The 22,041-nt window shown below is 65.9% G+C and carries 17 protein-coding genes and 1 pseudogene; 6 read left to right on the forward strand and 12 right to left on the reverse strand.

Features of this window, described 5'->3' with window-relative positions; genetic code table 11:
* Nucleotides 1-8: 8 nt before the first annotated feature.
* Nucleotides 9-392 carry an NYN domain-containing protein gene (locus tag G6N23_RS10330; protein WP_179961155.1) on the reverse strand — a complete coding sequence of 128 codons (384 nt, stop codon included), beginning with the start codon at nucleotides 390-392 and terminating at the stop codon, nucleotides 9-11.
* Nucleotides 393-501: 109 nt separating this feature from the next.
* Between G6N23_RS10330 and G6N23_RS10335 the strand changes: the two genes are divergently transcribed.
* Entirely contained in the window at nucleotides 502-1,275 is a 774-nt protein-coding gene (locus G6N23_RS10335) for an enoyl-CoA hydratase/isomerase family protein (protein WP_085259375.1), read from the forward strand.
* Between the two features lies 1 nt (nucleotide 1,276).
* Here G6N23_RS10335 and G6N23_RS10340 read toward each other — a convergent pair whose 3' ends face one another.
* Together G6N23_RS10340 and G6N23_RS10345 are read right to left on the reverse strand one after the other, a co-directional pair.
* A complete protein-coding gene (locus G6N23_RS10340; protein ID WP_085259376.1) occupies nucleotides 1,277-2,428 on the reverse strand; it encodes a hypothetical protein in 1,152 nt (383 codons plus the stop codon).
* Complete coding sequence (locus G6N23_RS10345; protein ID WP_085259489.1) at nucleotides 2,428-3,354, reverse strand: metal-dependent hydrolase; 927 nt, start codon at nucleotides 3,352-3,354, stop codon at nucleotides 2,428-2,430. The genes G6N23_RS10340 and G6N23_RS10345 overlap by 1 nt, the downstream gene beginning before the upstream one ends.
* Nucleotides 3,355-3,435: 81 nt before the next feature.
* Between G6N23_RS10345 and G6N23_RS10350 the strand changes: the two genes are divergently transcribed.
* The 3 genes from G6N23_RS10350 to G6N23_RS10360 all read left to right on the forward strand — a co-directional run bounded on the left by G6N23_RS10350 (nucleotide 3,436) and on the right by G6N23_RS10360 (nucleotide 7,413).
* Nucleotides 3,436-4,047, forward strand: a complete 612-nt coding sequence (locus tag G6N23_RS10350) for a TetR/AcrR family transcriptional regulator (RefSeq protein WP_085259377.1) — start codon at nucleotides 3,436-3,438, stop codon at nucleotides 4,045-4,047.
* Between the two features lie 100 nt (nucleotides 4,048-4,147).
* Nucleotides 4,148-4,579 (forward strand): MmpS family transport accessory protein, encoded by a 432-nt coding sequence (locus tag G6N23_RS10355; protein WP_085259490.1) that lies wholly within the window; start codon nucleotides 4,148-4,150, stop codon nucleotides 4,577-4,579.
* Entirely contained in the window at nucleotides 4,576-7,413 is a 2,838-nt protein-coding gene (locus G6N23_RS10360) for an MMPL/RND family transporter (RefSeq protein WP_085259378.1), read from the forward strand. The genes G6N23_RS10355 and G6N23_RS10360 overlap by 4 nt, the downstream gene beginning before the upstream one ends.
* Here the strand turns inward: G6N23_RS10360 and G6N23_RS10365 are convergent.
* The gene (locus G6N23_RS10365) at nucleotides 7,379-8,554 is read right to left on the reverse strand and encodes a PPE family protein (protein ID WP_085259379.1); all 1,176 of its coding nucleotides are present in this window, start codon (nucleotides 8,552-8,554) and stop codon (nucleotides 7,379-7,381) included. The genes G6N23_RS10360 and G6N23_RS10365 overlap by 35 nt on opposite strands.
* Nucleotides 8,555-8,643: 89 nt before the next feature.
* Nucleotides 8,644-10,446, reverse strand: a pseudogene (locus G6N23_RS10370) (fatty acyl-AMP ligase); the annotation flags it as partial.
* A 140-nt stretch (nucleotides 10,447-10,586) separates the two neighbouring features.
* On the opposite strand from G6N23_RS10370, the gene G6N23_RS10375 reads away from it, so the two are divergent.
* Nucleotides 10,587-11,462 (forward strand): LLM class F420-dependent oxidoreductase, encoded by an 876-nt coding sequence (locus G6N23_RS10375; protein ID WP_085259381.1) that lies wholly within the window; start codon nucleotides 10,587-10,589, stop codon nucleotides 11,460-11,462.
* Between the two features lie 16 nt (nucleotides 11,463-11,478).
* Here the strand turns inward: G6N23_RS10375 and G6N23_RS10380 are convergent, their stop codons facing one another.
* From G6N23_RS10380 to G6N23_RS10395, 4 genes are all read right to left on the reverse strand, one after another.
* Nucleotides 11,479-12,144: a TetR/AcrR family transcriptional regulator gene (locus G6N23_RS10380; RefSeq protein ID WP_085259382.1), complete on the reverse strand. Its 666-nt coding sequence runs from the start codon at nucleotides 12,142-12,144 to the stop codon at nucleotides 11,479-11,481.
* Nucleotides 12,145-12,173: 29 nt separating this feature from the next.
* Nucleotides 12,174-15,068 (reverse strand): MMPL/RND family transporter, encoded by a 2,895-nt coding sequence (locus G6N23_RS10385; RefSeq protein ID WP_085259383.1) that lies wholly within the window; start codon nucleotides 15,066-15,068, stop codon nucleotides 12,174-12,176.
* On the reverse strand, nucleotides 15,065-15,487 hold the full coding sequence (locus tag G6N23_RS10390) for an MmpS family transport accessory protein (protein WP_370491481.1): 423 nt from the start codon (nucleotides 15,485-15,487) through the stop codon (nucleotides 15,065-15,067). Before G6N23_RS10390 ends, G6N23_RS10385 begins: the two co-directional genes overlap by 4 nt.
* A 185-nt stretch (nucleotides 15,488-15,672) precedes the next feature.
* Nucleotides 15,673-16,053, reverse strand: coding sequence for a hypothetical protein (locus tag G6N23_RS10395; RefSeq protein WP_234808480.1), 381 nt, complete (start codon nucleotides 16,051-16,053; stop codon nucleotides 15,673-15,675).
* Nucleotides 16,054-16,283: 230 nt separating this feature from the next.
* On the opposite strand from G6N23_RS10395, the gene aceA reads away from it, so the two are divergent.
* Nucleotides 16,284-18,584 (forward strand): isocitrate lyase ICL2, encoded by a 2,301-nt coding sequence (aceA, locus tag G6N23_RS10400; RefSeq protein ID WP_085259386.1) that lies wholly within the window; start codon nucleotides 16,284-16,286, stop codon nucleotides 18,582-18,584.
* A gap of 3 nt (nucleotides 18,585-18,587) precedes the next feature.
* Here the strand turns inward: aceA and G6N23_RS10405 are convergent, their stop codons facing one another.
* The 3 genes from G6N23_RS10405 to G6N23_RS10415 form a co-directional block, all read right to left on the reverse strand.
* A complete protein-coding gene (locus tag G6N23_RS10405) occupies nucleotides 18,588-19,226 on the reverse strand; it encodes an HD domain-containing protein (RefSeq protein ID WP_173675069.1) in 639 nt (212 codons plus the stop codon).
* Between the two features lie 46 nt (nucleotides 19,227-19,272).
* Nucleotides 19,273-19,995 (reverse strand): SDR family oxidoreductase, encoded by a 723-nt coding sequence (locus G6N23_RS10410; RefSeq protein ID WP_085259388.1) that lies wholly within the window; start codon nucleotides 19,993-19,995, stop codon nucleotides 19,273-19,275.
* Between the two features lie 171 nt (nucleotides 19,996-20,166).
* The gene (locus G6N23_RS10415) at nucleotides 20,167-21,852 is read right to left on the reverse strand and encodes a hypothetical protein (protein WP_085259389.1); all 1,686 of its coding nucleotides are present in this window, start codon (nucleotides 21,850-21,852) and stop codon (nucleotides 20,167-20,169) included.
* Nucleotides 21,853-22,041 lie beyond the last annotated feature (189 nt).

Genomic DNA, 22,041 nt, shown 5'->3' on the forward strand with positions numbered 1-22,041 from the left:
GCCGCCGCTCAACCCGGCGGAGGCGCCTCGATGAGGTCACGAAATCCCTTGGCGGGGTAGGTGTTCGCGCCGGCGTCCCGGACCCGCTCCAGCAGGGCGATGTCCGAGGTCACGACGGTGACGTCGTGTGGGCACCGGTCGGCGTGCACTATCCGGATGATCTCGTCGTCGGCGGAGTCGGTGCCGGCCCGCGGCGCCGCCGCGATCTTGATGACCTCCGATTCGATCGGCGGGGACGGCGGTTTCTCGAGGACGACAGTGACGTCGCGGCCTTCGGTGGCCGCCCACCGTTCGAGTTGTCGGGTCAACCGAACCATCGCCCGGTGGCGGTCTTTCCACCAGCCGTCCGGGCGAGAACCGATCACGTTCATCGCGTCGACGATCCATCGCACGACTCCGACGGTACGGTGCAGCCATGAGCCCGCGCCACGACGATGCAGTGGGGGCACCCCCAGCCGCGAAGCGGCGAGGGGGACGCCAGCGATGAGGAGGAGTGGTGCAATGAGCCTGGTCACCTACGAGTGCGACGAGCACGTCGCCACCATCACGCTGAATCGCCCCGAGGCCCGCAACGCCATCAACGGACCGCTGCGCGAGGACCTCAATGCGGCCTGGGAGCGGTTCCGCGCCGAGGAGGACGCCTGGGTGGGGATTCTGACCGCCAACGGGGAGGTCTTCTGCGCCGGGGCCGACCTCGCCGATTCCGACGGTGCCGTCGGCACCTTCGCCGGCACATTCTGGGAGAAGCCCACCATCAACTCCTTCGAGTCCGGTATGGAGCTTTTCAAGCCGACGATCGCCGCGGTGCACGGCCCATGCGTCGGCTACGGGCTGACCGGATTGCTGTTCTGCGACTTCGTGATCGCCAGCACCGAGGCGGTGTTCCGCTTCCCGGAGGTACGCCTCGGGGTGCCGACCATCGTCGGCGCCATCCGCCTGCCGCACCGGGTGGGCTGGGCCAATGCCATGGAGCTGCTGTTGACCGGGGAGCCGATGACCGCCCAACGGGCCAAGGAGATCGGTCTGGTGTGGAAGGTGGTCGAGCCGGCCGACCTGCAGGAGACCGCCCGGTCCTGGGCCCACACGCTCACCAAGGCCGCTCCCCTGGCTCAGCGAGCCACCAAAGAGGTGGCGTGGCGCACCGGCGACATGAGCTGGATCGACGCCGTCCGATTCGGGGAGACCATGCGCAAGGTGGTCGGGGCGACCGACGACGTCGCCGAGGGCCTGCGCGCCTGGACGGAGAAACGCCCCCCGCGCTGGCAGGGCCGGTGAATCAGATCGCGGCGGGAGCCTGCTCTACCCGTTCGGCCGCATCCGGCAGGACCGGCGGCACCGTGGCCGCCGCCGTGACGCACAGGTAGGCCACCGCGAAACACACGATCGTGTACCACAGGCTGCCCACCGGGTCCCCGTTGGCGGTCACTCCGCCCACCGCGTCGAGGTAGGCCGGCAGAGCGGTCAGCCACAGCACCGTCATGACCGAGATGTAGACCGCCGCATAGCGGACGATCAGCGGATTGTCGTGGCGACCACCGACGATCAGGTTCAACCGCAGTCGCCGCCACTGCATGGTGAGCACCGGCACGGCGACCACCACGATGACCAGAAGCTCTGCGGCGTAAGCGATCCCCAGCAGCCTGCCGTTGGTGGCGGCACCGAGAAGTGTTGCCGGCAGCGGCAGGATGCCGGTCCCCAGTGATGCCAGAAGGCCGATGGCGATGGTTCGCAGGAGCACCTGCGGCCCACTGAATCGCCTGCCCTGATCGACCTGCCGGCCGACGAGCAGCTGGACGCAGAACGCCAGCGACGCCGGCCACAGCGCGGCGAACACCACCACGCTGCCCAGCGGCACCGAGGCGAACATCGGTTGGTTGAGCGGATTGTCCACCGACCACTCCCACCAGCGCAGCTGCGGGCCGAGGTGATCGAAGATCTCGTAGAAGGCGTGGTGGACAAAACCCACGCACATCGCGCCCACGACGACGCCGTAACGGCGGAAGACCCCCAGGATGCGAACGATTTCGAAGGCGACGGTCGCCATCATCGGATAGATCGCAATGATGTACAGCGGCAGCCTGCCCCACAAGAAATCGACGCTGAACACGTTGTGGGCGAACATCGTGTCGACATGCTCGGCGATCCCGAACGCCTGCGGGAAGTACAGTGGCGGCTCGATGATCAACAGGTAGGCGATCGCGCCGAACCACAGCGCCAGGTTGGTGGCATCCCCGTGGCGCCGGAACCGGTTGATCGCGTAGACAAGTGCCAGCACCGCCCCGATGATCACGGTGATCTCCAGGACCGGCAGCGTCCAGTTCTCCAGGTGCAGCGGATTGCGGAACTCCACCAGACCACCCGCTTCTGGACAGGAGAAGCCCAGCGATTCGGCCAACCGCTCGAAAGTCGGTGCACACAGATCGGACATCAGGCGCTCTTCTCTTCGGCGGTGTACCACTTGGTCACGTCGTAGCCCTGGTCGTAGCGGGTGAACCACTCCTCGGCCAGAGCAGGGATCTTCTCGTGCGCCGGTTTGTGATTGGGCAGCTGACTACGCACGATACCGTTCACGGCGGTGAGCATCTCCGCCTTGGGCAGATGTTTGAAGGCATCGAGCACCGGCCCCTGATCGGCCGGCCAGCCGAACGGAATCCGCCGCCGCCAGGTCTGCTTGCCTCGGTAGGTTGTGAACAGGGACAGCGCGTCGACCTTGCGGTCCTCAAGTGGGATGTGCTTGTTGAATCCCAGGCAGGCCACCTTGATCACGCTCATCACGTGTTTGAAGATCGACGGCGCCATCCGCATCCGGTACCAGGGATCATCGATGACATGGTCGTAGATGATCAGAGCGGAGCTGCGGTGCTCGACCTCTTCGACGAAGTGCCACAAGAACAATGACGCGACCCGGTCATCGCCAGGGGCGAACAGGGTGTCGTCGTGATCGAGCATCAACTTGAAGACCGGGGTGAACGTCGCTTCGAGGTCGGCGGTGTAGGCCAGTCGATAGGCCAACGACTTCTCGGCGGTCATCGTGTCGAACATCGCGTTGCACTCGTCGACCGTCTCCTTGAGCGCCGGGTAGGCCTTGATCAGCGCCTTGGCGTGGCCGCGGTGAGCCATCGAGTGCTGGCCCTCCTGGCGGACGAACGCGTCGGCCTCCTCGGCGACCGCCGGGTCGGTGATCAGCGGCATGGCCTCGGTGATCATGCTGCCGATCATCTTCTCGAAGCCGATCGCCAGCAGCGAGACTGCGTTGGCCATCGACGAGAACGCCGGGTTGGCCTCGTTCCACAGAAACGGCACGGGATGATCAGCGAATGCGAACCGCAACTTGCGCACGATCAGGTCGGTCATGGTCACCTCGAGTATCAACATACAAATGAACGTCTTCGCGTATGATTGTTCGGTGCAAGACGGTTGTCAAGAGGATCGCTGATGGCACGCCGACGCGGCTGGGGCGGCAATCCGCCCCACAATGACGAAGAAGCCGGCCGGCGGATCATCGCCGCCGCCGTCGACCTGGTCGCCCAGACGGGCTCGGCGGTGTCGCTGGCCGATGTCGCCGCCTCGCTGGGCGTGATCCGGCAGACCGTGTACCGCTACTTCCCCACCGCCGATGCCCTGATGCGCGCCGTGGCCATCGCCTCGGTCGACGGCTTTCTCGACCGGCTCACCGAACACGTCCAGGGCATTCATGATCCGGCCGACGCGCTCACCGAGGGCACCCTCTACACCCTGCATGAGGTGGCCCGCTCGCCGCACCTGGGGGCGGTGCTGTCGTCCTCGTCCACGCACAGCCGGGAGATGACCTCCGAGGAGGCCCGGGCGTTCGGGATGCGGATGATCGAACGGTTCGACGTCGACTGGGCCGAACACGGATACGACGAGGCCAGCCTGCGCGAACTGGTCGAGTTCACCCTGCGGGTCATGCTGTCGTTCGTCGTGGCACCCAACGGTCCCGACCGCTCCGCCGATGACCTGCGCCGGTTCCTGCGGCGCTGGCTGGGCGAAGCGGTCGCCGCCCAGCGCAGCTCGCCCAGCCGGTAACACGGCTCGCATATCGCCGCGCACCGATTCGACTAATCTGATACCCCAGGGGGTATTATGGGGAACGTCGATCGAGTCGGAGGTAGCGGAGATGGCCAGCATGTTCACAATCGCAAAGCGGGCCTGGGTGCCGCTGGTCGTCACCGTGGCCGCGGTCGCCGGAGCCGTGGCAGTAGTCAACCTGCGCGGCGCGTTCGGATCCGACGAGATCTTCCACTGGGACGGCAGCGGCTCGGCGCCTATCGCCTCTATCAACGAAAAGCGGGTCGTATACGAGGTGTTCGGCCCCGACGGCGCCGCGGGCGGGGTCAGCTACCTCGACGAGGAGATGCGGCCCGTGCAGGCGACGTTCGCCGGACTGCCGTGGAGCTACACCATCACCACGACGAATCCTGCCGTGATCGGCAACCTGGTGGCACAAGGTGACAGTGACGAGATCGGTTGCCGCATAACCGTCAACGGCGCCGTCAAAGACGAACACGTCGCCGTCGGGCACCACGCCCAGGCCTTCTGTCTGGTGAAGGCCGCATGAGCGGCCACGGCAACCCCCGCCCGGGGTACATGCGCCTGGTTCGCCTGCTTTCCTGGCCGTTGATCATCTTCTGGTTGCTGGTGACCGTCGGTCTCAACGTGCTGGTGCCGCCGATCGAAACGGTTGCGCGCGAACACGCCGTGACGATGTCGCCACATGATGCGCCGTCACTGATCGCCGCGAAACACATCGGCGCGAAGTTCGAGGAGTTCGACTCCGACAGCATGGTCATGCTGGTGCTCGAGGGCGAGACCGAACTCGGTCCCGATGCCCATCGCTATTACGACACGCTGGTCGCGAAACTCTCCGCCGACCACGAACACATCCAGCACATCGCCGACCTGTGGGGCGATCCGATCACTGCCGCCGGCGTGCAGAGTAGCGACGGCCGTGCCGCGTACGCGCAGATCAACACCGCCGGTGACCAGGGCAGCACCCTGGGCAACGAGTCGATCGACGCCGTCCGCAAGATCGTTGCCTCGGTGCCCGCCCCGGACGGGGTCAAGGCCTACGTCACCGGACAGGCGGCGCTCACCACGGACATGACCGAGGCGGCCGACCACAGCATGCTCAAGATGATGGGCGTGACCGGTGTGGTCATCATCATCATGTTGGCGCTGGTCTATCGGTCCTTCTCCACCGTGGCTCTGGCACTGGTGATGGTCGGCTTCGAGATGGGCACCGCCCGTGGGCTGGTCGCGTTGCTCGGCAACGCCGGCCTGCTCGGCTTCTCGACGTTCGTGGTCGCCATGCTGTCGTCCCTGGCGATCGCGGCCGGCACCGACTACGCGATCTTTTTGATCGGCCGCTACCACGAGGCCCGCAACGCCGGCGAAGACCGCGAAACCGCCTGGTATTCCATGTTCCGCGGCACCTGGCACGTCATCTTGGGTTCCGGTTTGACGATCGCCGGCGCCTCGCTGTGCCTGCATTTTGCCCGACTCTCCTATTTCAAGGCACTGGGCATCCCCTCGGCGGTGGGGTTGCTCGTGGTGATCGCCGGTGCGCTGACGGTCGCCCCGGCCATCGTCGCGGTCGCCAGCGGGTTCGGCCTGCTGGACCCCAAGCGGGTCGAGGGCCGCGGCTGGCGCCGGATCGGCACCGCCAACGTCCGCTGGCCCGGCCCGGTGTTCGTCGCCGCGCTGCTGGTCACCCTGGTGGGCATGCTTGCGGTGCCGGGGATGAAGATCAGCTACAACGACCGCTACTACATCCCGAAGGATCTGCCGGCCAACATCGGTTACGACGCCGCAGAACGTCATTTCACCGCCGCCCGGATGAATCCCGACGTGCTGATGGTCGAAGCCGACCATGACCTGCGCAACCCGGCCGACATGATCACGTTGGACCGGATCGCCAAGAACATGTTCCGCACCCGCGGGGTGGAGCGGGTGCAGAGCATCACCCGCCCGCTGGGAAGTCCGATCGACCACACGTCGATTCCGTTCCAGATCAGCATGCAGGCCGTTCCGATCCAGGAGAACCTGCAGTTCATGAATGATCGGCTCGCCGACATGCTCGCCATGAGCGACGACCTGGGCGCCACCATCGAGTCGATGACGCGGCTGCGGGAGCTGGTGGTCCAGCTGAGTGGCACCACCGGCCGGATGGCCGCCGACATGGTCGACATCACGTCGACGGTCGATGAGATCCGCGACCATATCGCCGATTTCGACGACGTTGCGCGTCCGGTGCGCAACTACTTCTACTGGGAGCAGCACTGTTTCAACATCCCGGTCTGTCACGCTGTGCGCTCGGTGTTCGACGCCTACGACGGGATGGATGAATTCAGTGAGAAGATGCGACCGTTGCTCGATGACGTCCACGACATGGACGCGGTGATGCCGCAGGTCGTCGAGCAATTCACCCCGATGATCGCGGTCGCCGAATCCATGCGCGCGAGCCTGCTCAGCATGCACAGCAGCTTCGCCGGCCTGGTCAATCAGATGGCGCGGATGACCGACACGGCCAGCGAGATGGGCCGGGCGTTCGACGCCTCCAAGTCCGATGACTACTTCTATCTGCCGCCGGAGGCGTTCGACAATCCCGACTTCCAGAAGGGCCTGGAGCTGTTCCTGTCACCCGATGGGACGGCGGCACGGTTCATCGTCACCTACGACGCGGATCCGGCTACACCCAAAGGCATCTCATTCGTCGAACCGATGCTGGCCGCCGCCCACGACGCGATCAAGGGCACGCCGCTGACCAACGCGAAGTTCTATCTCACCGGAACCGCCGCGGTGTACAACGACATCCAGGCCGGCTCCGCCTACGACATCCTGATCGTGGGTGTGGCGGCGGTGACCCTGATCTTCATCGTGATGCTGCTGATCACCCGGGCACTGGTGGCCGCGGCGGTGATTGTCGGGACGGTGTTGCTATCGCTGGGCGCGGCATTCGGGCTGTCAGTACTTGTGTGGCAGCACATCCTCGGGCTGCCGCTGAACTGGATCGCGCCGGTTTTCGGAGTCATCATCCTGCTGGCGGTGGGCTCGGACTACAACCTGTTGCTGGTCTCCCGGTTCCAGGAGGAGATCCGTGCCGGGATCAGAACCGGGATCATCCGCTCCATCGGCGGAACCGGGTCGGTGGTTACCGCGGCGGGTCTGGTGTTCGCCTTCACGATGATGTCGATGGCGGTCAGCGACCTGTACTCGATCGGCCAGGCGGGCAGCACGATCGGGCTCGGACTGTTGTTCGACACCTTGATCGTGCGGTCGTTCCTGACGCCGTCGATCGCGGCTTTACTCGGCCGGTGGTTCTGGTGGCCGCAACGAGTACGGCCCCGCGGCGCGTTGACTACCCCGCTGCCGGTGACCGCGGGATCACACTAGGCCGAAAGTCGTACTGGGTGGCGGTGGCACCGAAGCCGCCGCGCCCGCCCAGATTGCCGATTGGAACCATCGGCGGCATCGCCGCCGCGTGTCCCATCCCCGCCGCCGGAGCCGGCGCCGAACCGGTGACCGGGAGTGCCGCAGCAGCCGGGCCGGTGGCCGCGCCCATACCGGTCCAGGCCGGCGGAACCGACAGCGCACCGATCGAGGCGGCCCGGCCCAGACCGGCCGTCGCTGCCTGCCCGCCGGTGAAGCCGGTCAGCGTCGCCGCACCGGGCCCGGAGTTCAGTGCACCCACCGCCGCGATCGGTGCGACCGCCCCGGTAGCCGCGGCGGCCCCCTTGGTTCCGTTGGTGCCCCCCATGAGCATTCGCATCAGCATGCTCATCGGCATCATCGCCATGCGCAACGGCATGGTCAGTGAACTGAGACTGGACAGCGATGCCGTCGAGGCACCCGACGATGTCTCGGTCGCCGGCGCTGCCAGGCTCTGTAACGCCGCCGGGGTGGTCGAGATCAGCTGCGGCCCTTGTGCCATCAGGGTCTCGGTATTGGTGCCCGTGGTGGCAGCGGCAGACTGCGCAACCGAAAAGGCCTGACTGGCCTGACCGGACGGGTCGGTGGTCTGCGGCGGCGAGGTGAACGGCGTGACACGGGTGGCCATCGCCGATGCCCCGGCATAGCCGTACATCGCCGCCGCGTCTTGAGCCCACATCTCAAGGTAGGCCGCTTCGGTGGCTGCGATCGCCGCGGTGTTCTGCCCCAGGATGTTCGTCGCGATCAGGGTCGCCTGAAGGCTGCGGTTGGCCGCGATGAGCTGGGGCGGGACCGTTGCGGCGAAGGCCGTTTCATAGGCTCCGACCGCCGCGGACAACTGAGCGGCCGCCTGCTGCGCCTGCGCCCCGGTCGAGCTGAGCCAGGTGATGTAGGGGCTGGCCGCGGCCGCCATGGTCACCGACGACGCTCCGATCCAGGGGCCGCTGGTCAGACCCGCGATCACCGAACCGTAGGCCGCGGCTGCCGAATTCAGCTCGGCGGCCAGATCCTGCCAGGCCGTCGCGGAGGCCAGCAGCGAACTGGGTCCGGCTCCGGCATACATTCGCGCCGAATTGATCTCCGGCGGCAAGACTCCGAAATCCATTTAGGAAGGCTAGCTAGCTATTTTTGGTGCCCCACATGTCCCGGCTGTGCGCCCGCTGTGCGGGGCGCGGTGGAGTCGCCTGATGCCCGGCGCTGATCCAGCGCGCCCGAGAGGTACTGCTCGCGGCATGCCGTACGCCCGAGTTTGCCGCTGGTGGTGCGCGGGATGGCCCCGGCCGGCACAAAGCGGATGTCGGCGGCGGTCAACCCGTGTACCCGGGACACCTCGGCGCGGATCGACGCCACCGCCGGCGCGGGATCCTTCCGGCCGGTACCAGTAGCGCGTTCGGCGACGATCACCAGCCGATCGGCCTGATCTGCCGGGACGGTGAACGCCACCGCGTACCCGCCACGCACCATCGGCGAGGCCTGCGCCACCGTGGCCTCGACATCGTGCGGGTAGTGGCTGCGCCCGTCGATGGTCATCAGCTCCGCGGTTCGGCCGGTCACATACAGCTCGCCGTCGAGATAGAACCCCAGATCGCCGGTGCGCAGCCAGGCGCCGTCGATCGGCGCACGGTCGGCGTGACTGCCGTGTGACAAGCGGCGCTGCAGCAGAGCGCCGAAGACCCGCCGGGTCTCGTCGGGCCGGCCCCAATAGCCGGCAGTCACGTTGGCACCATGCAGCCAGATCTCGCCGATACGACCGTCGGGCAGTTCCTGACCGGCATCGGCGTCGACGATCACCGCCCACTGGCTGCGGGCAACCCGGCCGCACGACACCTGAGCCACCGCATCAGGGGCGCCGGCGGTGACCGGCACCGCACGGCCCGCACCGAGTTGCTCGCGCGCCAGGTGCAGCACACTCGCCTCGGCGTCGGGGTCGATCGTCGCCACGAACAGCGTGGCCTCGGCGATCCCGTAGGACGGCTTGATCGCGGTGCGCGGCAACCCGTACGGCGCGAATGCCTCGTTGAACGCCGTGATCGCCGGCATGCTCACCGGCTCGGATCCGATGATCATCACCACATTCGACAGGTCGACGTCGGCGCGCGGCGCGGGCAGGCCGCGCTGGGCGGTCAGTTGGTAGGCGAAGTTCGGTGCGGCGGTGACCACCCGCCCGCGCCGCGATGCGTCGGACAGGGCGTTGATCCAGCGCTGCGGCCGGCGGATGAACGCGGTCGGCGAGATCAACGTCGAATGGCCCCCATAGACCGCGGGAAACCCGATCATCGACAGGCCCATGTCGTGGTAGAGCGGTAACCAACTGAGCCCGTGCGTGTTTCGGTCCAGCATGTCGATGGACAGGATCATCTGCAGCAGGTTGGTTCCCACCGAACGGTGGGTCACCTGCACACCGATCGGCGGCCGGGTGGCGCCCGAGGTGTACTGCAGGTGCGACACGGCGTCGACGTCGATCTCGACGGGCACGAATGCGGCGCCGACCGAATCCGGGACCTCGTCGATGACGACTACCTGCGGCTGCAACCGCTGCGGCAACCTGGCCAGGAAGTCCTCGACGATGCGCTGCGCAGCGGACGTGGTCAGCACCGCTGCCGGGGTGGAATCGCGCAGCGCGGTGTCGAGCCGCTCGGCATGCCCGGGCAACTCCGGGGCGAACAACGGCACCGCTATGGTGCCGCACTTGATCGCCGCATAAAACCCGGCGACATAGTCGAGTCCCTGGGGTGCCAAGATCGCCACCCGGTGGCCCGGGGCGGTGACCTCTTGCAGTCGGGCGCCGATGGCCCGCAATCGGTCGCCGAGTTGCGTCCAGGTCAGTTCCACCACCCGGCCCTCGAATGGACCGGCGTAGTCGAGGTAGCGGAAGGCCACCGCGTCGCCGACGTTGGCGATGTTGCGGTCGATCAGCGAGATCAAGGTGGCATCCGGCGGCAAGATGATGCCCCCGTCGGCGTCCAGGCACTCCTCGATCTGCACCAGGCCCGTCATGACCCGCAGTCTAAGTGCCCGCGAAACCGCGGCCCGGAAGCATCCGTGGTGCGGCGTGGTTGCAGCTAAACGATGGGTTGCGCAGACGCGGCCTGTCGCTTCCCGCTTTTTCCCCGTGACCGCAAAGGACGCCCACCACGATGGAGTTAGGCATACATTTCGTCGATTTTCAGCCCGGTGACCCGGCCCGGCTCGGACCGGTGCTGGCCGGAGCCGCCGCCGCGGCCGAAGAAGCCGGCGCAGCGATGTTCACCATGCAGGACCACTTCTTTCAGATGGAACAACTCGGCCGCGCCCAGGATCCCTTTCTGGAGTGCTACACCGCACTGGCCTTTGTCGCCGGTCAGACCCGCAGCATCCCACTCGGTGTGCTGGTGACCGGGGTCACCTATCGCCACCCCGGCGTACTGGCCAAAACCGCTGCCACATTGGATGTTTTGTCGGGCGGCCGCTTCATCTTCGGTCTCGGGACCGGCTGGTACGAGCGCGAACACGCCGGTCTCGGTGTGCCGCTTCCGCCACTGAGCGACCGATTCGAGATGGTGGAAGAGACGCTGCAGATCTGCAAGCAGATGTGGAGTGCGAACGACGGACCGTACCGCGGCAAGCACTACCAGCTGGCCGAGACCATCTGCGAGCCGCGGCCGACAACGCAGCCACCGGTTCTGATCGGCGGTGGCGGCGAGAAGAAGACGCTGCGACTGGCCGCCCGCTATGCCGACATATGGAACCGCAACGGCACGGTGCTGCGGCCCGACGATCTGAGCCGCAAGATCGATGTGCTGCGACGCCACTGCGATGAAATCGGCCGCGACCCGGCTGAGATCCGCAAGACCGTCGGACTGTTCGCCGACCCGTTCACCGATCTCGACGACTATCTGCGGACCGTGGACTACTGCGCCGGCTTGGGTTTCGACCTCGTCCACACCGGACCGCTCCCGGGCAACCCCGACCCGATCGGCTTCGTACGCCGACTCGGCGACGAGTTGGCACCCAGGTTGGCCCAGATCGGCTGATGCACCGGCGAACCCGCTACTCCGCGCTCCCGCCATGCGGGGTGTTCGCCGCGCAGACAGCAGGCAGGATGAGCGTGTCGATGACGCTCCGGATGAACTTCGCGTCGACGCTCTGACCGTTGATGGCCCGCATCAGGCCCATTCCCGTCAAGGCGTCGGCGATCAGCGACCAATCCCGATCGTGCGCGAGCTCGCCGCGCGCCACCGCCTGTTGCAGGATGGCCGTCACCATGCGCCTGCCCTTGAGGATCATCAAGTCGTCGAGGGCTGCGGTGAGGTGTCGATCATGCATCGCCTCCATCGCCACCCGCAGGATCAGATCGTTGGGGATCCGCTCACTGTCGTTGCGCGCCACACGGTCGACCAGCGCGTCGAAATCACCGGCGAGGCTGCCGGTATCCGGGGCATCATCGTCGATGAGGTCGGGCCGCCAGTACACCAGCGCATCGGTGATCAACGCAGCTTTCGACGACCAGCGGCGGTATATCGCGGCCTTGCCCACTCCGGCTCGGGTCGCGACGTCGTTCATGTTCGTGCCGCCATAACCGTTCTCCGTCAACGCGGCCAGCGCGGCATCGAGAATCGCCGAGTCACGCGAGCGATCGAGCCGACCGTCGGTGCGTCGGCGCAGGTGCGATCTCGTGACTGACCTATGGGCCGACCCGGCGACCGACACCTCCATCACCAGCTTTCATGATCGGTTCGCGATACTCACGCAGTTGTTGTCGGTATGGGCGCGGTGTCATCTCCGCGCTCCGCCGGCCTCGGTTCGGGTCCGCTAGAGCCATGCCTGGCGATCTCAAAGGTGTTGAGCGGCCACCAGAACCAACGACCCAACGCCGCAGCAATCGATGGCGTCATGAACGCCCGCACCATCAACGTGTCGATGATCAGGCCGATACCGATAGTCGTACCGAGCTGACCGACCACGCGCAGGTCACTGACGATCATCGCCATCATGGTGAAAGCGAACACCAGGCCGGCTGCGGTGACGACGCGTCCGGTGGCCCCCACGCCTCGGATGATGCCGGTGTTGAGCCCGGCGTGTATCTCTTCTCTGAGTCGCGACACCAGCAGCAGGTTGTAGTCCGAACCCACTGCCAGCAGGATCACCATCGACAACGGGATCACGATCCACTGCACGCCCAGGCCCAGGATGTCCTGCCAGAGCAACACCGATATCCCACACGCGATGCCCAGCGACGCAGCGACCGTGCCGACGATCACGACGGCGGCCACCACGCTGCGGGTGATGACCAGCATGATCGCGAAGATCAGGATCAGCGACGCGATGAGCACGATCATCAGGTCGATCACGACACCGTCCTGCATGTCGGCGTACAGCGATGCGGTACCGGCGATCGAGACTTTCGCGCTGGCCAGCGGGGTGCCCTTGAGGGCGTCCGCGACGACATCTTTGAGGTCCCGGACGTGTGCGATGCCCTCCACCGAGGCGGGGTCGCCCTGGTGGGTGATGATCATTCGGACCGACTTGTGATCCGGCGACATGAACATCTTGATGCCACGCTTGAAGTCGGGATTGTCGAACACATCCGGCGGCAGATAGAAGAAGTCATCGCTCTTGGCCTGATCGAAGTACAGCCCGATCTCGGTGGCGCCCTTGGCCAGTTCCTGTTGTTGGGCCTGAGTGCCGGCCATGGTGCTGTGAGTCGCGATCATCATGTCGTGCATCTTGTTCATCGAGTCGATGTTCTCCCGCAGCACCGGCAGCATCTGCGGCATCAACTCGTCCAGGCGGTCGATGTCGATGGTGAGACTCTGGATCTGTTCCGCGAGTTGGTCAATACCGTCCATGGTGTCGAAGATCGACCGGAGCGACCAACAGATCGGGATGTCGTAGCAGTGCGGCTCCCAGTAGAAGTAGTTGCGAAACACCCGGAAGAAATCATCGAAATCGGCGATGTTATCCCGCAATTCAGCGGTGGTATCGGCCATCACGTGCGTCTTGCCCGCCATGCTGTGGGTGGTTTCGCTGGTCTCCCTCATGATCGTGTACATGCGTTCCAGGCTGGCGGCGGTCTTTGCCATCTCGTCGGCCTGTTCGAGCAGTTGCGCCGCGTTGTCGTTGTTGAACTTCGCGGCCTGCAGCGTGCCGGCATTCTGCGCGCCGAGCAGGAACGGGATGGAGCTGTGCTCGATCGGTGAGCCCAGTGGGCGGGTGATGGTCTGCACCCGGTCGATGCCCCGCATCCGGAAGACGTGCTTGGCGACCTTTTCGATCACCAACATGTCCGACGGCGTACGCAGGTCATGATCGGTCTCGAGCATCAACAGTTCGGGGTTCATCCGAGCCTGGGAGAAATGCCGGTCCGCGACGGCCATGGCCAGGTTGGCGGGCATATCGGCGGGAGTGAATTTCTGGTCGTTGTACTGCGGCACATAGGTCAACAGGCTGACGAAACCTACGACGGCGACCATGCCGGTCAGCAGGATGATCGGAATGGGCCAGCGAACCGTGCTGGTTCCGACCTTGCGCCAGTTGCGCGTCGAGAGATTCTGTCTGGGGTCGAGCAGTCCGAACCTCGATGCCACGGTGAGCACCGCCGGCGCCAGCGTCAGTGCTGCGGCGATGACCACCAGAATCGCGATCGCGCAGGGCGGCCCCATGGTCTGGAAGTAGGGCAACGTCGTCATGCCGAGGCACATCAAGGCGCCGACAATGGTCAGCCCGGACCCCAGGATGACGTGCGAGACGCCGCTGTAGGCGACATAGAACGCGTCATCGCGCTCAAGGCCGTTCGCTCTCTCCTCGTGATACCGGCCAAGGAGAAAGATCAGGTAATCGGTTATCGCGGCAATGGACAACATCGTCACCATGCTCACCGCATACGGGGTCAGGCCGACGATGTTCACGTTGCCGGCCGCGGCCGTAACACCCATCGCGGCAAACAATCCCAGCCCGATGACAAACATCGACACCAGCATCGTGATCACCGAGCGGTAGATGGTCAGCAGCATCACGATGATGATGGCGACAGACACCAACTCCAGCCTCGACATACTTTGATGCCCGGCGACGCTGGTGTCGGCATTGAGGACGGTGTTGCCCGCGACGTGGGCCTTGATACCCGGCGGCGGGTCGACCGAGGCGACGATGTCACGTACGGCGGCGACCGACTCGTGGCTTTCGGTGGTGCCCTGCGAGCCGTCGAGGAAGATCTGCACGTAGGCGGACTTACCGTCCACACTCTGTGAGCCCGCCGCGGTCAGCGGATCGCTCCAGAAGTCCTGAACGTTCTGCACGTGCTTGCGGTCAGCTTCGAGCTTGGCGACGATCTCGTCGTAGAACTTGTGCGCGGCATCGCCGAGATGGTCCTCAGACTCCAGCACGACCATCGCCGTGGAGTCCGAATCGTACTGCTGGAATACCTTGCCGATGTTGAGCATCGCCACGTACGACGGTGCACCCGTGGGGCTGATCGGGACCGACCGGGTGGCAGCGACCTTGCCCAGTGACGGGACCACGGTGCCCAGCACGACCGCGACGAGCACCCAGAACAGGATGATCGGCACCGAGAAGATCCGAACCATCCGGCCTAAGAAGGGTCGGTGCGGGCGATGCGGCGCCGCGCCGTGGTCGCTCATACCGACTTCACCAGGCAGTAGATGAACGGTTTGACGGTGTCGGTGCTGGTCCGGTCGTCGCGCACCTTGTCGTCGACCGTCACCCGGCACCGAAGGTCACTGACATGGCGATCACCTTGAGCGATGATGTTGGCCGACATCGACGGTAGCGTCGTCACGATCGTGAACGACCAAGGCAGTGAGGCGTTTTCGATCAGATTGGGTTGGCCGTTCTCGTCAAGGTAGTTCAGGTTCGCGGTCCCGCCCGTCCCGGTGACCTCGTAGGTGATGTGCTTCGGATTGAAGTTCTCGGTGATTGCGGAACCCTCCGCCAAGTTCGGGCCTTGGTGGCCCAGGGTCGCGCGAATGCGGACAATGGCATACCCGCCCAGCGCGACGACGACCACCAGCAGCAGAGGAATCCAGAACCGCCTCAACACTCGAAACACCCGGCGTGCGCCTCCGCTCTTTCGTCTGGCCCGGACGCGGGACGGACCGACTCAGCCGAGAAGATCAACTCCCCCACCCATGCGGAACCCGAGTTCCGTCACCGCGACGGTCGTTAGACTACCTCACTTGTCGGCATGGCCTGCGACAGAAGCTCCGACCGGCCTGACCAGTGAGATCACATCGACGATTCGTGCAGCGCCAGGCTGACGAAGACGTAACCCATGCAGATCAGCAGATTCAACGCGGCGAGCATCAGCCCGGCCACGATGAGCGCGTGCACCAGGCGGCGCCGGTTGCGCTGGGCCCGGGCCAGCCGCTGCTCGCGTTTCACCGCGGTCGCGGCGAGCGCGAACATGTAGTCGATCGACTCCGCCGATGCCAGCGGCATCCCGGCCGCCATCTCACGCAGGCGGGCGGCCGGGATCTGGACGCCGACACCGGCGAAGCGCCGGCTCATCCGTCGGGCCCCCCAGCGGCCGACCGGTCGGTCCACCGAAGCGATGCGCTGCGGCGGCTGACCCGAGGGGCTGTCCCAACGGTCTGACCGGGCCGTCATAACTGTTAACCATAGCCACGAACGCAGGCGAATCCACCTGCTTCACGCAAGTTCCGGGGCATCGTCCGCGGCGTACGGAAGATGTATGGCGAAACTGCGCTATCCCACAGCCAGCGACGGCACAATACTGGGGAGTAACACGTGCGAACCCGGCGGTCCAGCGAGGCTCGACGAAGGAGAGCCGAAGCTGGAACCGCCGCACGAACCGGCGCGAACAGGAGCGTAATTCCATGACGACCATCGAAACGACCACGGCGGCGAGCGCACCGGTCCAACCAGATGTCGACGCCGATATCGTGGCGACACAGCAATACTTCGACAGCCCGCGTTTCGAAGGCATCACCCGCCTCTACACCGCCCGCCAGGTCGTCGAGCAGCGTGGCACCATCCCGGCCGACTACCCGGTGGCCCGTGAGGCGGCGACCGCTTTCTACGCCCGGCTGCGTGAGCTGTTCGCCGCAAAGAAGAGCATCACCACATTCGGGCCGTACTCGCCGGGCCAGGCGGTGGTGATGAAGCGGGTCGGCATCGAGGGCATCTATCTGGGCGGCTGGGCGACGTCGGCCAAGGGGTCCATCTCCGAAGACCCGGGCCCGGACCTGGCCAGCTACCCGCTGAGTCAGGTGCCCGACGAGGCAGCCGGGCTGGTGCGGGCGCTGCTCACCGCTGACCGAAACCAGCAGTACATGCGTTTGCGAATGACCGACGAGCAGCGTGCCGCAACCCCGGCCGTGGACTACCGGCCGTTCATCATCGCCGACGCCGACACCGGGCACGGCGGTGATCCGCACGTGCGCAACCTGATCCGGCGCTTCGTGGAAGCCGGTGTCCCCGGCTACCACATCGAAGACCAGCGCCCCGGCACCAAAAAGTGCGGGCATCAGGGCGGCAAGGTGCTGGTGCCCTCGGACGAGCAGATCAAGCGCCTGAACACCGCCCGGTTCCAGTTGGACATGATGGGTGTCCCCGGCATCATCGTGGCGCGCACCGACGCCGAGGCGGCCAACCTCGTCGAGAGTCGCTCCGACGAGCGCGATCAGCCGTTCATCCTGGGCACCACGAACCTGAAGATCCCTTCTTATAAAGCCTGTTTCCTGGCGATGACCCGACGTTTCCACTCCTCGGGCATCACCGAGATCAACGGCCACCTGCTCTACGCCCTGCCGGAGGGCGAGTACGCCGAGGCCGACGCCTGGCTGGAACGCCAGGGCATCACCGCGCTGATCACCAAGGCCGCGCAGGGCTGGCGCAGTGACGGACGGCAATCGGTGGACGCCGTCTTCGATGAGATCGAGTCGGCGTTCGTGGAGGCTTGGCAGAACGATGCCGGGCTGATGACGTTCGGCGATGCCGTCGCCGAGATGCTGGACTTCGCCGAGCGCGAGGGCGAACCGAAGGAGATGACCGCTGCGCAGTGGCGGGAATTCGCCGCCACCGCACCGTTTTACACCGCGCGGGCCAAGGCCGCGGAGTTGAATGCCGACCCGGGCTGGGACTGCGACCGGGCGAAAACCCCTGAGGGCTACTTCCAGGTGCGCGGCGGCATCCCGTATGCGATCGCCAAGTCGCTGGCCGCCGCCCCGTTCGCCGACATCCTGTGGATGGAGACCAAGACCGCCGACCTGGCCGAGGCCCGGGAGTTCGCCGAGGCCATCCACGCGGTGTACCCCGACCAGATGCTGGCCTACAACCTGTCCCCCTCGTTCAACTGGGACACCACCGGCATGACCGACGACCAGATGCGGGCCTTCCCCGCCGAGATCGGCAAGCTGGGCTTCGTCTTCAACTTCATCACCTACGGCGGACACCAGGTAGACGGCGTGGCTTCCGAGGAGTTCGCGGCAACCCTGCTGCAGGACGGCATGCTGGCGCTGGCCCGCCTGCAGCGCAAGATGCGGCTCGTCGAGTCGCCCTACCGGACACCGCAGACCCTGGTCGGCGGGCCGCGCAGCGATGCGGCGCTGGCCGCGTCGTCCGGCCGCACCGCCACCACCAAGGCGATGGGCGCCGGCTCCACCCAGCATCAGCACCTGGTGCAGACCGAGGTGCCCAAGAAGCTGCTGGAGGACTGGCTGGCGTTGTGGAGTGAGCACTATCAGCTCGGCGAGAAGCTGCGGGCGCAGCTACGCCCGACCCGGCCCGGCTCCGATGTGCTCGAACTCGGGATCTACGGCGACGGCGAGGAGAAGCTGGCCAACGTGATCGTCGACCCGATCAAGGACCGGCACGGCCGCAGCATCCTGACCGTGCGGGACCAGAACACCTTCTCGGAGAAGCTGCGGCAGAAGCGCCTGATGGATCTGACCCACCTGTGGCTGATCCACCGATTCAAAGCTGCCGCAGTGCACTACGTCACGCCCACCCAGGACAACCTGTACCAGACCGAGAAGATGAAGGAGCACGGCATCTTCAGCAGCGTGAACCAGGAGGTCGGCGAGATCATCGTCGCCGATGTGAACCAGCCGCGCATCGACGAACTGCTGGCACCGGATCGGGTGGCGCTGGGCAAGCTGATCAGCAAAGACGCCTGAGGATTACTCCGGCCAGCTGTTGGCTAGGATCATCTCGACGAAGTCGCCACGGACGAACGACGGGTCGTAGTGGGCGAGCACATCGGCGTTCACCGTGCCGAATGTGCTGTCCGGGCGGTGCCTGACGCCTTCGGTGAAGGCATGCAGGATACGGCGTTTGAAGTCGGGCCGCGGGTGCGCGGCGGTCACCGCGGCAAGCTGATCGGCGGGGAGATCGTCACGGCCGATGCCCTGCACATCGGTCTCGACGCCGGCAGTGACCAGCGCGATCTCCGGGTCGAGGAACTCCGATACGCCCGGGGTGGTGTGCAAAGCGATGCTCAACCACACCTTGCGGGCATCGGCTTGGTCGACACCGCGCTCCAGCAGGAAATCCCGTGCCGCGTTCGCGCCGTCGACCTCGAAACGCAGGGCCGAGGTGCTGCGGCGCGGCTCGGTCAGGCCCAGATCGTGAAACATAGCCCCCACGTAGAGCAGTTCCAGGTCGGGAACCAGCCCGCGACGCTGCCCCTGTAGCGCGCCGAAGAAGAACACCCGGCGTGAATGGTGATACAGCAGATCGTCCTCGACGTCGCGGATGAACTCGGTGGCCTCCCGCACCAGCGCGGTGTCGGGGATCAACACTCCTGCAACGGTTTCCAGTGCTTTGGTCATTGGTACCACTCCCTTTCGTTTTCGCTGCGTGTGCTTAGCCGGCGACACTTCCGCCGCCGTCCGCCCGGATGATCTGCCCGGTGATGTACCCGGCGTCCTCGTCCAACAGGATGCAGATCGCATGTGCGATCTCCGCCGGCTTTCCGACGCGACGCATCGGAATGTTCTGCAGGAATGCCTTTTCCCGCTCCGAGCCGACCGGGCTGCGCTCCCGGTACATCTCGGTCTCCGTGGGGCCGGGCGCCACCGCGTTCACGGTGATTCCCGTCTCGGCGAGTTCCCGCGCCCAGATCCGGGTGCAGGTTTCCAGCGCCGCCTTCGCCGCCGCGTACGGTGTCCGCTCCGGGGTGCCCAGCGTGGTCAGGCTTGTGACGTTGACGATGCGGCCCCATCCGCGGTCGATCATGCCCGGCAGTACCGCCTGAACCACCTGCACCGCCGTGCGCACGTTGAGGTCGTAGGTCTCAAACAGGTGATCGAGGTCGATCGACCCGAGTCGGCCGAAGTGCGCGAAGCCCACGTTGTTGACCACCGCGTCGACCGTGCCGCCGGCGAGAATCTCATCCAGTGTGTGCGCGGTTGCTACGCGGTCGGCCAAGTCCACCGGATGGAACGGACCCGGAAAGCTCTCGGGTGCGGTGCGGGCGATCCCGATCGGTTGAACTCCGCGCGAGGCGAGGCGGTCGGCGACCGCCCGCCCGATTCCCTTGGAAGCGCCGGTGATCAAAACCCGTCGGTCCGGCCTGTTCTCGGGCATCTGGTCTCCTCTCCATAACACTTCCATCCGATTCTGGTCGCCCAGCCGGCGATCCAGCCATGGCAGATGCGCCGTGGTTCCCACAGAATGCGACGCTGGGCTGCAAATAAAAGGCGCACGGCCCGGGCGGTAGGTTCCTACCACCCGGGCCGTGGCGACGGACCGGACTGCCTAGATGTCCAGACCGAGGAACGCGCCCCCTGGATCCATCAGCGCGGAGGCGTCGAAGCCGCCGAACAGTGCACTCAGGTCCACGTTCCCCAACGGCGTCACCAAGACGTCGGTAATGGTGCTCTCGGCGCCGTCCAGACCCGGGATTGCGGTGTAGACATTGGCGAAACCACCGCCGAAGTTGAGCACGTCGTACACCGAGCCGATCGCGGGCAAGTCCGCAGTGCCCACACCGATGGCGGCGGTGACGCCGTCGACGGTGAACGCGGTGTTGGTCAGGCCCAGCAGCTGAGTCACGGTCTCTGCGGTGTGCACACTGCCGAGCTGTTCGGCATCGGCTCCGGTTCCGTCGTAGACGTGGAAGCTCTGCGGTGCCACCTGTAGCAGGATCGAGGTGCCGGGGAAGGTGGCGACACCGCCGCCGATATTGAGCAGCGGCGGCGCACCGATGGTCTGGAATACCGGGGTGAAACCCTCCGTCGCGGTGTTACCGGACCCGGTGAACGGATCGAAGGTGGTGTCGCCGATGCTGAAAGCATCCTTGCCGATGGCCGTGTCGGCGAATCCGGTGAACGCATCACCGGGGTTCAGCGGGCCCGCCACATCGATACCGCCGAACAGTGAGCTGAGGTCCATGCTCCCGAACGGTGTGATCAGGGTGTCGGTGACGACGCCGTCGCCTCCCGGGGTGGCGGTGTAGATGTTCGTGAAGCCGCCACCGAAATTGAAGGCGTCATACACCGTCCCGGCGGCCGGCAGGACGTCGGTGCTGCCGCCCTCGACCGCGGTCGCGCTGGTGACAACCAACTGGGTGTTGGTCAGCCCCAACAGGCTCGTCACGTGCTCGGAGGTGGCGATGGTGCCGACCTGCGTGGCCGCATCACCGGAACCGCTGTAGACGTCGAAGCTCTGCGGAGCCAAGATGATTCCGCCGTTCGTGGCATCTCCGATCGAAGCGCCCCCGATGTTCAGGAACGGCGCGGCTCCGGTCAGCGCTGCGACGGGGGCGAAGCCCTCCGTTATGGATCCGCCGGTTTTGGTGAACGGGTCGAAGGTGAACCCGCCGATCGCAAAGGCGTCCTCGCCCCCGCCGGACGCGCCGGCTTCCAGCTCGGCGAAGGCGTCGCCGGGCTGCAGCAACGCGGCAGCGTCGACACCGCCGAACAGCGGAGTCAGATCGATATTCCCGAACGGCGTCACGAAGGTATCCGTGACCGTGTCCGGGCCATCGTCGGCACCCACTATGGCGGTGTAGACGTTCGCGAAACCGCCACCAAGGTTGAACACGTCGTAGACCGATCCCACCGTCGGTAGCGACACATCGGTCGCCGGCGGCGCGCTCGTGACGGTGAACTGGGTATTGGTGAAACCGGCCAGGTTTGCGACCACCACACTGGTATTGATGCTGCCCAGAGCGGTGCCGTCGGCTGGGTCGAACACCTCGAATTCCTGAGCAGCCATGGGCCCGCCGAGTGCGAATCCCCCACCCAGAGACAACAGGGGCGGAGCGCTGGTGAGCGGGTGAATCAGGGCGTAACCCTCCGCGTCACCGTTGACCGGGTCGAAGGTGAATCCGCCGATCGTGAACGCGTCGGCTCCCGTTGCGCTGGGAGCAACCGGCGCCGCGCCGGTGACGTCGGCCAAGGCTGCAGCCTCGACGCCGTACCGGCCGGCGGTCAGCGCCACATCCCGACGAATCTGGGCTATCTCGATCCCGCTCGCAGGTAGAGAGCATACGACGACGCTCGCGCTTGCGGCGGCGGCGCCGGCGGCGACGCACAACCGGATCCGGGCCACGGGCCCCCCGGTGGTTGCGCCTGGTTGACAGAACAACTGCATGACTTCTCCTCTGCTGAGCGGGGTTACGTCGGCACG

Source organism: Mycolicibacter terrae (assembly GCF_010727125.1).
In the GTDB taxonomy this organism is placed as follows: Bacteria; Actinomycetota; Actinomycetes; order Mycobacteriales; family Mycobacteriaceae; genus Mycobacterium; species Mycobacterium terrae.